At 40.7% G+C, this 16,138-nt stretch carries 13 protein-coding genes; 9 read left to right on the top strand and 4 right to left on the bottom strand.

Going from position 1 to position 16,138, the window contains the following annotated elements; translation table 11 throughout:
- Positions 1 to 55: 55 nt before the first annotated feature.
- The 3 genes from HJP15_RS01675 (at position 56) to HJP15_RS01665 (ending at position 3,841) form a co-directional block, all read left to right on the top strand.
- On the top strand, positions 56 to 745 hold the full coding sequence (locus HJP15_RS01675) for a 4'-phosphopantetheinyl transferase family protein (RefSeq protein WP_170172923.1): 690 nt from the start codon (positions 56 to 58) through the stop codon (positions 743 to 745).
- Between the two features lie 238 nt (positions 746 to 983).
- Positions 984 to 3,050, top strand: coding sequence for a TonB-dependent receptor domain-containing protein (locus tag HJP15_RS01670; RefSeq protein ID WP_170172922.1), 2,067 nt, complete (start codon positions 984 to 986; stop codon positions 3,048 to 3,050).
- A 338-nt stretch (positions 3,051 to 3,388) separates the two neighbouring features.
- The gene (locus HJP15_RS01665; RefSeq protein ID WP_054203971.1) at positions 3,389 to 3,841 is read left to right on the top strand and encodes a hypothetical protein; all 453 of its coding nucleotides are present in this window, start codon (positions 3,389 to 3,391) and stop codon (positions 3,839 to 3,841) included.
- A 15-nt stretch (positions 3,842 to 3,856) separates the two neighbouring features.
- Here the strand turns inward: HJP15_RS01665 and HJP15_RS01660 are convergent, their stop codons facing one another.
- The 3 genes from HJP15_RS01660 to HJP15_RS01650 all read right to left on the bottom strand — a co-directional run bounded on the left by HJP15_RS01660 (position 3,857) and on the right by HJP15_RS01650 (position 7,069).
- Positions 3,857 to 4,762 carry a heme/hemin ABC transporter substrate-binding protein gene (locus HJP15_RS01660; protein WP_170172921.1) on the bottom strand — a complete coding sequence of 302 codons (906 nt, stop codon included), beginning with the start codon at positions 4,760 to 4,762 and terminating at the stop codon, positions 3,857 to 3,859.
- Positions 4,713 to 5,027 (bottom strand): IS66 family transposase, encoded by a 315-nt coding sequence (locus HJP15_RS22390; protein ID WP_170172981.1) that lies wholly within the window; start codon positions 5,025 to 5,027, stop codon positions 4,713 to 4,715. The genes HJP15_RS01660 and HJP15_RS22390 overlap by 50 nt, the downstream gene beginning before the upstream one ends.
- A gap of 407 nt (positions 5,028 to 5,434) precedes the next feature.
- Complete coding sequence (locus HJP15_RS01650; protein WP_170172920.1) at positions 5,435 to 7,069, bottom strand: cyclic peptide export ABC transporter; 1,635 nt, start codon at positions 7,067 to 7,069, stop codon at positions 5,435 to 5,437.
- Between the two features lie 121 nt (positions 7,070 to 7,190).
- Here HJP15_RS01650 and fhuF point away from each other — a divergent pair, with 121 nt between their 5' ends.
- The 6 genes from fhuF to HJP15_RS01620 all read left to right on the top strand — a co-directional run bounded on the left by fhuF (position 7,191) and on the right by HJP15_RS01620 (position 13,800).
- On the top strand, positions 7,191 to 7,919 hold the full coding sequence (fhuF, locus tag HJP15_RS01645; RefSeq protein WP_169327553.1) for a siderophore-iron reductase FhuF: 729 nt from the start codon (positions 7,191 to 7,193) through the stop codon (positions 7,917 to 7,919).
- 103 nt (positions 7,920 to 8,022) lie between these two features.
- Positions 8,023 to 9,237 (top strand): isochorismate synthase, encoded by a 1,215-nt coding sequence (locus tag HJP15_RS01640; RefSeq protein ID WP_170172919.1) that lies wholly within the window; start codon positions 8,023 to 8,025, stop codon positions 9,235 to 9,237.
- On the top strand, positions 9,227 to 10,837 hold the full coding sequence (locus tag HJP15_RS01635; RefSeq protein ID WP_170172918.1) for a (2,3-dihydroxybenzoyl)adenylate synthase: 1,611 nt from the start codon (positions 9,227 to 9,229) through the stop codon (positions 10,835 to 10,837). The genes HJP15_RS01640 and HJP15_RS01635 overlap by 11 nt, the downstream gene beginning before the upstream one ends.
- 8 nt (positions 10,838 to 10,845) lie before the next feature.
- Complete coding sequence (locus HJP15_RS01630; protein WP_170172917.1) at positions 10,846 to 11,712, top strand: isochorismatase family protein; 867 nt, start codon at positions 10,846 to 10,848, stop codon at positions 11,710 to 11,712.
- Positions 11,712 to 13,046, top strand: a complete 1,335-nt coding sequence (locus HJP15_RS01625) for a condensation domain-containing protein (protein WP_170172916.1) — start codon at positions 11,712 to 11,714, stop codon at positions 13,044 to 13,046. The genes HJP15_RS01630 and HJP15_RS01625 overlap by 1 nt, the downstream gene beginning before the upstream one ends.
- A complete protein-coding gene (locus HJP15_RS01620; RefSeq protein WP_170172915.1) occupies positions 13,036 to 13,800 on the top strand; it encodes an SDR family NAD(P)-dependent oxidoreductase in 765 nt (254 codons plus the stop codon). Before HJP15_RS01625 ends, HJP15_RS01620 begins: the two co-directional genes overlap by 11 nt.
- Positions 13,801 to 13,876: 76 nt before the next feature.
- On the opposite strand, the gene HJP15_RS01615 is transcribed toward HJP15_RS01620, so the two are convergent.
- Positions 13,877 to 15,973: a TonB-dependent siderophore receptor gene (locus HJP15_RS01615; RefSeq protein WP_170172914.1), complete on the bottom strand. Its 2,097-nt coding sequence runs from the start codon at positions 15,971 to 15,973 to the stop codon at positions 13,877 to 13,879.
- Positions 15,974 to 16,138: the final 165 nt, after the last annotated feature.

Below are 16,138 nucleotides of genomic sequence, written 5' to 3'. Positions count from 1 at the left end.
TTTTAACGTATTATCAAGATGTTAATTTTACTCTAAGGATAAGTGTAAATCACTCATGGAATTTTCCCTTTATACTCAGCTTCCTCCCCAACTTCCCTACAACGCTTTTTGCTATGAGTTTGATAATAATTTTCTTGTTGAAAATGACTTTTTTCGTTATCAGATTTTTTCACCGCCACAACTACAAAAAGCAGTAGCAAAACGAAAAGCTGAATATTTGGCAGGCCGTTTTTGTGCAAAACAGGTACTTAGTTCACTCAATATTCACCCTTGCGATATTCTTTCAGGTAATGATCGCGCGCCAATATGGCCAGATAATATTATTGGCAGCATTACTCACACGCAAGGAATCGCCATGGCGATGGCATGCCACCGTGCGGATATTGCTGGAATAGGCATTGATATAGAGCAATTGATGAGTGACAAACAAGAACAAGAACTACAAAAGCAAATTTTGCATCCAGAGGAATACTCACAGTTTAAGCAACTGGCTGAGCAAATATCGCACCCACTAACGATTGTTTTTTCAGCTAAAGAAAGTATTTTTAAAGCGTTATATCCAAGCGTAAAGCAGTTTTTTGGTTTTGAAGCCGCCAAGCTTATTGCTTTTAATGAGCAACAGCTACAATTTAAAATAACGAAAACACTCTCAGAGCAAGTGCCTCAAGGCACTTGCTTAACCGTATTTTATCAATGTAATAATACTGTTGTACTCACGGAGTGCGAATTTAAAACGCCCTTGTGAACTCAGCCATCCAGCACTTTTTCTACCTCAACAATTAAAGCTATATAGTGAATATAGTTACACTATTAATACGCACTTAGTGCAAATGCGTATTTAACTTGCCTTTTCAAGTTCAAGCTAGCCAATTTATCACCAACAACCAGCAGAATAAAATGTAACAGTATAGTTGTTGCACAAAATAAGTAACAAAAGTACAATTGATAACAATTACAATTACCATTACCGCTACGGAGAGAAGGTGAAAATTAAGGACGTTTTAATCCCTGTTGCAGCATTAGTATCAACTACAGCATTAGCAAATACTGAAGAAACTAAGACTGCAAATCAAATGACTGTCATAGAAGTTACCGGTGAATTGTTATCAAGAAGCTTGCTACAAAGTGGCAATAGTGTTGTTGTTTTTGATGCCAAAACACTCGAAAACCGCCCTGAGCTTAGAACCGTAAGAGATGTTTTAAGTGAAATCCCTAATATTACTATGGTCACAGGCACTGGCAAAGCCCCCACAGTTCGAGGGATTGATGGTACTGGCGCCGCTGAAAATGCCAATGCATTTTTTGCCGGCAGCAGAGCACGGCTAAACTGGCAAATTGACGGTAGATCAGCTACTTATAACGAAATAGTATTTGGCGATTTAGGTATTTGGGATCTCAATCAGATTGAGGTACTCAGGGGGCCACAAAGCACACTCGCTGGACGTAATGCTATCGCAGGTACTATCCGCGTTGAAACGCAAGATCCAACGTTCGAACAACAGTTTACAATTCGCGCCGAAGGAGGAAATTTAGACCAAAGACGCCTATCAGCCACTTATAATCAGCCGCTTACAGAGCAATTTTCTTTGCGTATTGCAGCTGACCAATTTGAACGTCGCTCTTCTGTTGATTATGACCCCTATGTTGGCGTTGAAGACCCTGCAGACATGGAAGGTCGTGCTATCAGAGGCAAGTTACTCTATGAAGGCGATGACGAATATAATACACGTATTGTAATCACACTAAACGACAACAAGTACAGTGGCCCAAATGGTGAAATTATTGATTACCCGTTTGGTGAAAGACGCTCTAATTTTCCACAACAACCCGTACATGTTACACATACAAAAAGCTTAGGCATTGAATACAGCGCTTCAATAAATGAGCAACTAGAGCTGGAAGTAACGGCATCAGCAACAGACTTTAATTTTGAGCGTAAATCAACACCTGACGGCTCTAAAGCTAATGTTGATACTAAGGAGTTTGTGGTAGAGCCGCGCTTACGTTATCAAGGTGATAATGGCGCACAATGGGTTATTGGTAGTCGTTACTATAGCTCTAAACAAGATGATTGGATTCAGTTTATTGTAAAACAGAGTTTTACTGATGATTCCAATAATTTTGCAATCTACTCAGAGGGCGCATTTCCATTTAGTGAAAACTTTGAGCTAACCGCGGGTTTACGCTACGAAAAAGAAAACCGTAAACGTGAAGGTGGCGATCCAGATAGGGCAATAGCGAAAATTGAATCAGATAATGATTACAGCGCCCTCTTACCAAAGCTTGGCCTTAGTTATCAAGTCAACGATGGACATACAATTGGTTTGCAATTATCTCGTGGCTATAACGCAGGAGGTGGAGGTATTTCTTTTGGTGCACCTATTGTGAACTATGAATACGACGAAGAATACGTAAACTCATTGGAATTATATGGTCGTCAACAATGGGCTGACAATAGCGTTAGCACATCGCAAAATTTATTTTACTCGCAATATAAAGATATGCAATTGCCCTTTGATTTAACACCCGAAAATACGCGTGATGAAGCTTATGTGGTAAGAAACGCAGACGAAGTTACCACTGTTGGTTTTGAATTTAGCGCAGATTGGCGTATTGATGAGCAATTTAACCTCTACGGTAGCTTCGCACTATTAGACTCCGAAATCACTGATTATCCAGGCTCTGGATTAGAAGGAAATTCATTATTTATGGTTCCTTCTGCTTCTATGAAGTTAGGCGGAACATGGCAGTCAAATAATTGGGTTATTAATGTGAGTGGTCAGTACACTGATGGCTGGTATACCAATATTTCAAACGATGAAGGCAGTAAAACAGACGCTTTTGCCACCTTTGATACTAGCTTAAGTTATTTAATATCAGAGCAGGCTAAACTGTACCTTTCAGTGCGTAACATTCTTGATGAAGATGCGCCTGTTGCGCTATATCCTGGTACAGCCCCTGCTGACAGTAATGAACCAGACAGCCATTTTGATAAAGCCGTTTTAACTCAACCACGAACCATTAGCGCTGGTTTACAGTATACATTTTGATCTAACTAATAATTTACACGGCAGGCTCGCTTGCTGTATACCCAAACCATCTCAAGATGGGTGTTTCAGTTGGAATTAAAAGCGATTTAGGCAAGGCATTGATTGCAAGTAATAGTGGTTCTATTATTAAAATCAATAACCAAATATAAATCGCTTTTAAACCAACCTTTTGGGCGTTTCACAGGCACTTACTCTCAGCGTTGTTATTTCTTAAAAGGGACTGCCATTGTTGCAAGTAACGCCTTGATATTAAGCCTCTGTGAAACGCTGAATTCTGCATCTTGAGGTGGCTTGGGTATATAAACCCTTTATAAAACAATAACGAGGATTCATACAATATGGCAATTCTAAAGCACGATAATAGCCTCTGGCCATTAGCCGTCACCGTTGCGCAAGGTGAATGCACACTCGAGATGCATTTAAACTCCTTGCAAGCATGGGATGATTGGTTTAATAAAGCTGAACCCTTCGTAGTTATTCGTGTTTACAACGATGAGGCATCTTTACAGCACCCAAAAGGAGCAGGCCCAGCTACGCAAAAATGGTTAAAAGAGGGAGCAGCAGAGCAAATGCAGCAGCATGTTCAAGCAATGCTTATTGTGGTTCCCGAGCAACAATTTGAACGAATGCAAAAAATGAGTGTACAAAAAGCCTTTGGTATACCCGGTGCAGTCGTTGCATCACTTGATGATGCCCATGCTTGGCTAATGAAAACATCAAACCACAATAAGACACTTGAGAAAACAAGGTTTATGCAAATAGAGAGGCTTGTTCACACATTGATTCTTTAACCTGATGAACTCAGGTTATTTAGCGCTATTAGCTGCTGATTTTAAAAATCTATATTGATATCCATCAGGTAATTGCGCTTGAGGATAAAAAGCATGTGCTAATTCAACGAGAGCTTGCGGCGTTCGAGGGCCCATACTTAGCAAATAAGCAACATCAAAATTATGCACGCGTTTATTTTTAACTGCATTGGAAAACTTAAACGCGTTTAAAAGCTCTGAATTTGATTGCTGATCATGCACACCAATACTCATGGTAATAATCACATCGGGGTTTAAGACTAACGCAGCTTCACTAGATATTGTCTGCCAGTTAGTTACGCTAGACGCCATCACATTCTTACCGCCAGCAATACTAACGAGCTCATTTACCGTAGTATCAGCTCCTGCGACCATTAGTTGATTACTGCGAATAACCAAGACTTTAGGTTTAGTCGTTGCTTGTTCTAAAATATGCGTTAAGGCATCACGATCTACTTTTAGCGCTTGCGCTAACTCCGCTCCTTTGCTCTGGACTTGCAACAGGCTGGCTATTTGTTCTATTTTATTTTCAATACGCCAAAAGCTATCATTTTCATGCAAAATAACCAAATTAGCAGCGGTACGTTTTAATTGCTCTACTACTTTTTTAGGGCCTATATCGGCTTCCGCAAGGATAATATCAGGGTTTAATGACAATATCCCTTCAACGCTTATTTTACGCACATAGCCAATTTGAGGCTGTGTAGTGGCGACAGCAGGAAAAATACTACTGCTATCAACCCCAACAATGCGCTGTTGTTCACCAAGCGCATAAATAACTTCCGTTATTGAGCCCCCTGCAACCACAATTTTTTGTGGGTTAAAAGGTTGCGGGCTTGCATGGACGTAGCTATTAGTAAGTAAAGTAACGAACGAAATAAGGAATAGTACAAAGGGCTTCATTGTGATCAAATCCAATTTGAAAACAAAAATAATAACAGTTTCTATTTTTAACTTGTAGCTTTTGATTATAATTTTTAAAGCACCCTGATATTTTTTGCTGAACCTTTGCCATCCTCAAGTCATTTTCGTCTTGATTATTTGTAAAAAGAGTCGTTTCATCGACCATGAATAGAAGTACATCGCCTTCATAAATTTGCAGTCGCCCTAGTAAGTTTCGTGATTTTGTTTTCTTTGGTCTGCCACGCTTACCTGCTACTGGTGGGATTGGGGAGGGCTTTCTTTTTCACCTTCTGTTAAAATGGCGCGATATTGATTGATAGTCAATTTGTTGCTGTTGGCTGAGCATCCTCCCCTTCATCAAGTACTGTTTGATTAAGGATCACTAAAAATTGGCGCATTATTTCTGCCCACACCTGATTATCTTGCTCGTTGGCCCGCGTTGATTATGTCGTGCGCATCAAAGCAGACAATGTTTTATCCGCTTCAATTTGTTGTTTTATGTTGTCGATATTAGCTTCAATATCAAGACCACTTATTTTCATGTTGGTTATGCTAACTTAGAAGGAATGCAGTTAGCGTAACGCTTTAAAATGATCATGCAAGTCGATCTTAAAAAATGACTAAGGGCTGAGCAGTTGCTTTAAAATAACCCAAGCACTTTCCCCGCAAGTGTCACAAGACACATGCAGCGCTCTGTTTATCCACATTATTCAACTCAGTTAAACGGCCGTTATCCATCCTTAATAACCTATCAGCGAGGTGAAAATATTTATCATCATGGGTGATCACAAACACTGTTTTACCATTGGCAATTAACTCTGGTAACAACTCTGTATAAAAAACATCTTTAAATACGGGGTCTTGATCGGCAGCCCATTCGTCAAATAAATAAAATGGGCGATCCTCTAAATAAGCAGCAACTAAAGCAAGACGTTTACGCTGCCCCTGTGACAGTTTTTGCGTGGTGAAGGCTCCATCTTTTATTTGCACTTTATGATGTAAATTGAGTTTTCTAATTAATTGATTACCTTGAGCTTCCAATGCATGTGCGTTGTTCTCTAAAAGCTGGTCAAATAAATGATAATCACTAAAAATAGTGCTAAATAATTGGCGGTAGTTATCTAGTTCGTTTATTGATACGTGCTTTCCATCAACAATTATATTGCCTTGATCTGCTTCATATAATCCACACAATACTTTGGCGAATGTCGTTTTTCCACTGCCATTTCCGCCCACTAAATAAATCAACTCCCCTTGGTTTATGGTTAGATCGACAGGTGATAAAGAAAACACTTCATCACTTTGTTCATGGTAATAACGATGACTGAGAGATTGTATTGTTAAGTTAGAAAAGTGAGTTAAAGGAAGATTTTCCGTCTCAGTAACTTGATCTAACTTCGTTGTTAATTTTAATATTGAGTTTGCAGACGCTTTAGCTGATGCTGCTCGCGGGATCGCATCTAACATAACTTCTAAAGGCGTTAACATATACAAGAATAACAACGCAAAGCCCGACATTGTTTTTGCACTATTAATATCCGTTGTTTGACTGAGATAAAACAATGCACCACCAATAAACGAAAATATCATAAACCCACCCCATGATGAGGCTATATGATAAATTGTCGCACCTTGCAAACGACGCTCTCTAAGTAATGTAATTGCTTGGCCTAAAATTTGGTTTTTAAACAAGGTGCGCTTAGCTTTATTCAACTTAAGTTCTTTCGCACCCGCCGTTATTGCATCAAAATGACTAAATAGCTGATCCTGTAAAGAGGCAGCCTCGGTTACTTTTTTAAATGCTTTTACATTAGCGAGGCTATAACCTAACGAGCCTAAAAACAGAGTTAGTAATGCAAATATAAACACTCGCCAATCAAGCCATGCCATATAAACCAATGCACCAATTACAATTACGGCGTTAGTTAATATATTGGGTAAGCTTTGAAAAAAGCTAGCCACATTTAAGCTATGCTCGGTTAAACAGGATTTAATTTTTGCAGCACCTAGCTGCTCTAAATTAGACAACTTAGCGCCTATGACCTGCTCTGCAACTTGTTGGCGAATAACCGATTGACTTTGCTCACTTAACTGCTCAGACACTAATTTGGAAATTAACTGTAAGATCACTCCACCACTCGCTAAGACCGCAAAATAGATAAACTGCGTGCTTCGCTGCTGTGCGTTACCATTAATTATCTCGTTTATAAGCGCGACCAAAGACACACTCATTAAACCAAATAATACGCTACTTAACGCCGTCGCAATAAAGCGCCCTCGTGTTTTCTTAATTAAATCCCCTAGCACTGTCGTTCCTAAATTTAATTTATATAGTAACAGGACGATAAAAAACTAAAAAAATTAGCCTTTACCTCGTCATTACAACATTGAAGGAAAAACACACTTTTTGCTATTCACAGTGAGACTTATGCTACCTGTACTAGAGTCATATTTTTCTGGGCCATTTAAACCTTATGCTCAGGGCGTAACATTAGTTACCACTACAAAGAATCCAACACTTGATAATTTTATGCAAGACCCAAATGGGCTTATGTCTTCGATACAGAACTTTACCTTGGCGCAAAACGTGACAAAGCCAAGAGCACAAGCATCAATTTGGCATATGCATTACACCCTACGAGTTTTACCCAGTATATTAGCCTCTCATAGCGTATTAGCACGCCCCCTCCCGCTAGCACTGGAGGCAGTTTACTGGGATCCCCAATTACAACAGTTACAATTACTGCATCAGGGAAACCTACGCCCAAAAACTGAAACCTTTGATCGCTATGAAGAGCTAATATTTGATCACTTCGCCCCCCTACACCTTTGGTTGCACAAACATTTTTCTATAGCGCCTAAAGTGTTATGGAGTAATTGTGCCTTTCGGATCAAGCATTTCTTAACCACAATCGAATCAGCCATAGGGCCAAATACGCGCTTAAAGAATGATAAATCAACTTTGCTAACGCAATCAAAGCTTGGCGATAGGATAAACCCTCTTTATAAAAAACCTATTATCATCAACAGTCATAATGACTCCTATCAACTACGCAACGAATGCTGCTTGTTACATGAGCTTCCAGCCAAACACTATTGTAATGATTGCCCTAAACTGTCTCACCATATTGATCATTACGCTTTAAACAGGCGCTGAGGACTAAATCTTTGCCAACACTTTTCGTCTTGGAGAAAACGTTAATAACCTCTGTATGGATTTATTTCTTAGCTATCACGCAAACAGCGAGTAAGGAGCTTTTATGTACGCAACACATGCCTTTGACAGTGCTAACTCACGCTCGACTTTAAACTTTCAAAGTCAGTATGATTGTTTATTTGTCTCTTCCAAATACTGTTTAGCCAGCCAAGGTATTGCTGATAAATTCAGTATTAAAATCGATGATACCGCTGAGTTAGTTGACTCACTTCGTCAAAAACTAGCCGCTTATAGTGATGATACGCTTGCTTTTGGTGTATTGCCTTTTTGTAAATCAGAGCAGGCACAGTTTATTATTCCTAAGCAGGTTACTCGTTGGGATAAAGGGGCTTTTACGGCTTGTCTAAACGCCGAATTGAGTGTTTATAAAGATCCCCAAAATCACTTGCAATCACTGCGTTATTTACAATCCAAACAACAGTTTGAACATGCGGTTTCACATGCAAAAACTTTGTTTAATACTGAGCAGCTTGAAAAAATAGTATTAAGTAAACAAGTCGATTTATGCTTTAAAGAAGCAATTAATAAAGAGCAGTTACTTCATGATTTATTACAACAAAGCCAAAGCGGTTATCATTTTTCGTTTCCAGTATCAGACGAAAGTGTGTTAATGGGGGTTAGCCCTGAACTCCTACTGTATAAAAACGATCACCAAGTACTAAGCAACCCGCTGGCTGGTTCAATTGCGCGCCATAGCTGTCCTAATGAGGAGCTAATACGCCAACAAATATTATTGGCCTCAAATAAAGATCGCTTTGAGCACAGTGTTGTTATTGAAGACATGGAGCAAGTTTTGACTCCCTTTTGCAATACCTTACACACCCCCCTCACGCCTTCTTTACTTAGCACTGCCACCATGTGGCATTTATCAACAGAGCTAACGGGCACGCTGCATGACGCCAATACTCACGTATTATCAATTGCGAATCAACTACATCCTACTCCCGCACTTTGTGGAAAGCCAACAACTCAGGCTTATCCACAAATAGCAGCCCTTGAAGGGCAAAGCCGAGGCTATTTTTCAGGCATTATCGGGTGGTGTGATAAATATGGTAATGGTGAATGGGTCGTTGTTATCCGCTGCGCCCAAATACAAAAGAACACAGCAAGACTTTTTGCAGGGGCAGGGATCGTTGCGGCCTCTGAACCACATTTAGAATGGCAAGAAACCGAAGCAAAACTAAACACTATGCTGAACGCATTAGGCATTCAGCAATCTTATTATTCTCTTCAAAAAAGTTACCATTATGACAATTGAATACACTCCTTGGCCTGACGATCTAGCTGCTCGTTATCGTCGTAAAGGGTATTGGCAAGATAAGCCGCTTACCAGCCTACTTGATGAACAACTGCAGACCAATTCACAAGGCATTGCTGTCGCTGATGGCAGTCGGTCTATTCGCTATGGAGAACTGGCTAGTTATAGCGACAATTTAGCCGCCTACTTACAGCAAAAAGGGTTGTCTGCTGGTGATACAGCTCTGATCCAATTACCTAATTGTATTGAATATTATATTAGTTTCTTTGCTTTATTAAAATTAGGCGTTGCACCAGTATGTGCTTTATTTAACCATCAGCAAACTGAGTTGAATAGCTATTGCGAAATTTTACAACCAAAGTTATTAATTGCATCGTCATCACATGCTTTATTTTTAGATAATCAATTTAGTGATCGGCTAAGTGAACGTTTTAGCTGTTTAACCACCTTATTACTTGATCATCATAAAGGTAACAGTGAGTTAAAGCAGGCTTACCAACAACCTATGAAATTCACTCCTACTCATTTAGATGCCAGTGCCGTTGCTTTTTTTCAACTATCAGGAGGCAGTACCGGCACTCCTAAGTTGATACCACGTACTCACAATGACTACCTATACAGTGTGGTTGCCAGTGCTGAGATTTGCCAACTTGATGGTGAAACGCGCTATTTATGTGCCTTACCCGCACCGCATAATTTTCCGCTAAGCTCTCCCGGTGCACTTGGCGTATTCCATGCTGGAGGAAGTGTGGTACTTGCACCAGATCCAAGCCCAACTAGCTGCTTTTCATTAATCGAGCACTACCAAATTACCCATACCGCGTTAGTGCCGCCAGCGTTGCAACTATGGCTGAGTCACGCGGCGCAAGCAGGGTATGACTTAACCAGTCTAAAACTCATCCAAGTCGGTGGCGCAAAGCTGAGTATTAAAGTTGCTGAGCAAGTCGAACCTATTTTAGGATGTCAGTTACAGCAAGTATTCGGTATGGCTGAAGGCCTGGTTAATTACACTCGTCATGATGATGACATCTGGTCTGTGATCAACACCCAAGGGAAACCCATTAGCCCTGATGACGAAATTAAAATTGTTGATAAACAAGGGAATGACGTGCCACAAGGCACTGTAGGAAGACTGCTTACACGCGGCCCATACACTTTTAGAGGATACTATAAATCTCCGCTTCATAATGCTGACGCCTTTGATGATGAAGGGTTTTATAGTTCAGGCGATCTGGTTAAACAGCTGCCATCAGGTCATTTAATTGTTGAAGGTAGAGACAAAGATCAAATAAATCGCGGTGGCGAAAAAATTGCCGCCGAAGAGGTAGAAAACTTACTCCTAGGCCATAACGACATTGCACATGTGGCAATAGTATCGATGCCAGACAGCACCCTCGGCGAGAAAAGCTGCGCATTTATCGTGCTGCAAGAAAACCCACCAACTAAATTATCTGCCTTAGTATTGCGAAAATACTTACGCCAATTAGGTATTGCTGATTTTAAAGTACCGGATAAATTCCAATTCGTTGCAGCACTGCCTTTAACCGCAGTAGGTAAAGTCAATAAGAAAGCACTGCGTGCTACATTTGAACAACAATAAGATTAATTATGAGTATTCCAAAGTTAAGTCACTACCCATTACCACGAGAAGCACAACTGCCAAACAACCGCGTTGATTGGCAAGTTGATCCACAGCGAGCTGCGTTACTTATCCATGATATGCAGCATTATTTCATTAACTTTTATGGTGAAAATAACCCGCTTATCGATGCCGTTATCGCCAATATTCAAGCATTAAAACACTATTGCTATGAGCACGACATTCCTATTTATTACACTGCACAGCCTATTAAGCAAGGTACTCAGGAGCGCGGATTACTTCGTGACATGTGGGGGGATGGTCTACAAGATCCAACACAACAACCTGTGATTGATGCACTTGCCCCCACTGACAAAGACATTATTTTAACCAAGTGGCGTTACAGTGCTTTTCAAAAGTGTGACTTTGAAGAACGCTTAACAAACTCAAACCGCGACCAATTACTCATCGTCGGCATTTATGCGCATATTGGTGTGATGACCACCGCCGTTGATGCCTTTATGCGTGATATTAAGCCATTTGTCATAGCCGATGCCGTTGCTGACTTTAGTTATGATGAACATCAAATGGCGCTGAATTTCGTTGCACAGCGCTGCGGAAAAGTCGTCAATACTGCGCAAGTATTAGGTGAAGAAACATTAGACTTAACCTCTCTTGACGGGCTTAAAGCACACATTCTGCCACTTATTGACTGTGAACCAGACGAATTTGATGAATTCGAAAGCCTGATTGACTATGGGTTAGATTCAGTTCAAGTCATGAACCTGATTGCATTGTGGCAACAACAAGGTATTGAGACTAACTTTATCGAACTAGCGCAAATTCCAACCCTCTCTGCGTGGGTTGAATTGCTAGAAGAACGCAAGGACGACTAATGACCCATACAATAGCAAAACCTCTACCACTGACGACATCTCAGCATGCCATGTGGCTACTCCACACCATTAGTGGCCGAGGTGAGTTATTTAATGTTGCTGAATGTATGGTGTTCAAAGGTAAAGTTGCAGCAACTACGCTGCAACATGCTTTCAATCATGTTTGGCAAGCCAGTAATACGTTAAGTTGTCGCTTTCCCCATGATGCGGATTACACACCCTCGCTACAACCAGCACATAACACCCCTGTTATCGAGATCATTCAACTTGAACATGATATTGAACACATTGCTGAATATGCTCAACAATTTATGGCTCCAAAGCTCTCTCAGTCATTTGATTTATCATCGCAACCATTAATGCAGTTGCAGCTCCTTAGGGGAGAATCTCAAGATTATTTGATGATTTTAGCGCATCATTTATTATTAGACGGCTATGGATTTGGCCTCTTTAGCCAGGCATTGAGTCGCAGCTATAACGCACTCATGAAAAATAAAGCACTGCCAAATTTACGCTTTTCTGATCAACAAACTTTACTTGAGGCACAGCAACAAACCGCCTATTTAGCAACAGTTGACTCAGCACGCGAAACATTAAACCAATGGCTTGATGATATAGGCGAAATCCACAGTTTTAGTGACAGTAAAGCCGACGTCACTACTGCAAATATACGGACTAGCCAGCAATTTACGCGTGCTCAGTGGCAAACCATTCAGTCAGCAGCGTCGCTAATTAATTCAAGTAGCTCAGAAATACTATTAGCCGCGATCGCAACCGCATTAATTGCCAAAACTCAGCATTATCACGTCACACTTGGCCTGATCATGATGAACCGCCAGTCAATGGCAGAACTGTCTGCGCCCTGTGTACAAAGCAATGTATTACCTTTGCCACTAAACTTAGCACCTGAGATGACATTACAAGACATCACCGCATTAGTGAACCACCAGATAAAAGCGTTAAAGCAGCTGCAAAGCTACCGTGTTGAATCTTTAAAACGCGACCGACAGAAGCAAGGAAAATCATTGACTGTCTTTGGTCCAACTATTAATTTACTACCGTTTTCCAGCAATCCGAAATATGCAGGCATTGAAACGCATAGCCATATTCTCAGTGCAGGCACCACTGATGACATCATGTTGCAAATTCACTTGCTGGGTGATACCCCTGCGAATATTGACTTTGATGTGAATGAAGCACGGTATCAGCCAAGCCAAGTCAATGCCATCCAAGCACAGATTTTTGACGTTGCGATACGCTGGGCAAACCAGCCTACTCTTGCGTTATCTGAACTTGTAAAATGCCTTATACAGGAGCCTAAACATGTCTTTTGATACACAATTAAATACCGAATACCAAGACAAAATTATTTGGATAACGGGTGTAGGTCAAGGGATTGGGCTCAGTGCCGCACAACATTTCGCAAAGTTAGGAGCCAAAGTCATCGGCTTTGACAAACACTTCAGCGACACCGCTTGCTTATATAAATCTGTGCAGTGTGATTTAGCAAAATTAACGGAATTAGCAGCAACATTAAGTGAATTGATTGCTCAAGGTTTGGCACCTTATAATTTAATTAATGTCGCAGGTGTTTTAGAGTTCGAAACCATTGAACACCTCTCTCTCGCTCAATGGATGCAATGCCAAACCATTAATAACAGTGCCGTTTTTTTATTTATAAAAGCCTGTTATGGACACTTTAAAACCACGCAACAAGGCAGCATCGTCACGGTGGGTTCAAATGCAGCGAATACCCCTAGACAAAAAATGGCAGCGTATTGCGCATCCAAAGCGGCGGTTACTCAGTTAACACTCACTGCGGGGTTAGAGCTTGCTAATTATGGCATACGCTGTAACGTGATTGCTCCTGGTTCCACGTTGACCCCCATGCAAACGGGCATGTGGCAGGATGAATCTGGTGCTAATAATGTCATTGCTGGCTTTGCCCAAGAATATAAACTAGGGATCCCATTACAAAAAATTGCCACCGCTGATGAGATAGCTCGTAGTATTGTTTTTGTTGCCTCACAGCTTTCTTCACACACCACCATGCAAGTGCTCACGATAGATGGCGGCGCTACTTTTTAAGTCTATTAAATTCAGTTTCTCATTAACAAAAAAGGAGGCATATGCCTCCTTTTTTGGGTGTCACTCTCTGACGGTCTTAAAACCTATAATTTAACTGTACTGAGTAATTACGAGGCGTGCCCGGTCTACTACTAAACCATGCCACTTTACCTTCATACTCTTTATCAAACGCATTATTAATATTCGCTTTGACATTTAAGTTATCCGTCACGTCATAGCTCGCCACTAAACCAATGACAGTATAAGCACTTAACTGTGGGTACTCAAAGCCTTTACCTGGGGCAAGAATAAAGCCATGCCTCTCACCCGTCCAATTAATAAATCCACCAAGGGTTAATCCAGCAAACAGGCCATCAAATTCATAATCCGTATTAAATTTAGCCACCTTATCAGGCACAATTTTAGAAATACGGCCTTCATTGTTATCTGCTAGGCTCAGATTGCTATACGCGATTGATGCACGCCATTGGTCATTGATATAGCCACTGATTTCAATTTCATAGCCTTTGGACTCAACACCATCAACCGTTTTATAGATACGGGCTGCCGCTGCACTTGTATCATTAATAGCGTAATTTTCTTGGTTAATCTTAAACAAAGCGAGATCAATATTTAAATTGCCATCGAGCGATGAATAACGTGCCCCTATCTCTTTATTTTTACCGACTGTTGGATCGAGTAAGTTCCCGTTTTTGTCGAATACCATTTGGAGTTCAAAAATGTCGGTGTAACTACTATAAACAGAAACCGCTTCTGTAACATCATAAGTTGCGCCAATGTATAGGCTAGTATCGCTGTTGTTGACCCAATCACTCAATACATGGCCAGCGCCTGCACGTGAGTCAATATCTTTATAATTTGCACCTAATAGAATATTAATAGGTTCAGCCACATTTAAATTAGCAGCAATACGGTAGTTCTTAGACTCTTGCTCTGAATTAGTGATTGAAGGTTCAGAAAATACAGGCATTGGAATACTTACGCTACTGCTAGGGTCATTCGCATTGATATCAGGAGAACCCTTTGGAAATGCACGCGTTTCAACTTCTGAAAAGCTAGCATCTGCGACACTAAACGTCACATGGTGCTCACGTGCTAACAACGTGAAATTACCTGTTAGATTGAGTTCAGCTCGTTCACTTTCATTCTCGCGATCAGAGTGGTTTATGAAGGAACGATATAATCCAGACTCAACATCGGGTAATGAATCGCCACTAAAAAAGATACCCTCTGAATCAACATCTGAGCGGTGGTAACGGCCCTGAATAGACCAATCATCATTCAAACTATATTGTAGCTCAACCATTACATTATCTTGATTGACATTTTCATACACCCAACTCGGAGTATCATTGTGACTGGCATCACCATTAAATGCAGAGCCATCGCTATAGCTAAATGGTAAACCACTTGAAAACTCGTCTAATTCATCTTCTTGTTGCGACCAGAATAGTGAAGCAGAAAGGTCATCAGTTAGCTCAGCGCTGATTGTCCCATAAATCACTTTACGTTCACTATTAACACGGTCTTGAAACGAATCTGCGTTTTCATAAACCGCAACCGCACGTGCTTTTACTGAACCATCGCTTGTCAGCGCACCGGTCACATCCGCCTCTACTCGTCGCTTACCCCAAGAACCTAGCTCAGCATTTACGTAACCTGAAAAACTCTCTTGTGCGCGTTTTTGAATAAGATTAACAGTCCCTGACGGCTGACCTACTTCTTGTAGCATACCCGTTGAGCCTCGGATCACTTCAACCGTCTCAAACATGCTGGCATCAAGCAATGAACTTTGAAAGGTACGACCCGCCGATACCATACCGTCAACTAAATAACGGTTCATCGCAAAGCCTCTTGAATACGCAAAACGATCACGTCCAGAAGGTGAAGGATCAGTATGAATTGCCGCACTGTGCTCAAGCGCATCACCCACAGAGTTTAAGTCATACAATGCGATATACTCAGCATCAATTAAAGAAATAGCTTGTGGTGTATCACCAATGGCAAGCGGTAATCCCGTTGCACCAATATTACGGTAGTGTTTGCCAAGTACTTCTATTTTTTCAAGTTCCTGTGCATCGACTTTGATTACATCGTCCGCGTACGCAAACCCAGTTGTACCAACCAAAATACCTAAACCTACCGCCTGTGCAACTTTAGAAAACTGCTTCATCCGATCCTCACAATGTTTATTAAATAAGAATTATTACCAATACTGTCGACATGACGAATGAGAACAATAGAAATTTAGTAAAAATTAAAAATTAAAAATTTCATAAAAAACATAGTATTAACAATCTATTTCAAAGAGTAACTAAAATTTATAAAATAGCTGTAA

This window comes from Pseudoalteromonas sp. NEC-BIFX-2020_002, assembly GCF_013002825.1.
Classification (GTDB): domain Bacteria; phylum Pseudomonadota; class Gammaproteobacteria; order Enterobacterales; family Alteromonadaceae; genus Pseudoalteromonas; species Pseudoalteromonas neustonica.
Note: the sequence above shows the minus strand (reverse complement) of the source record. Positions and strands in the feature narration are given on the sequence as shown.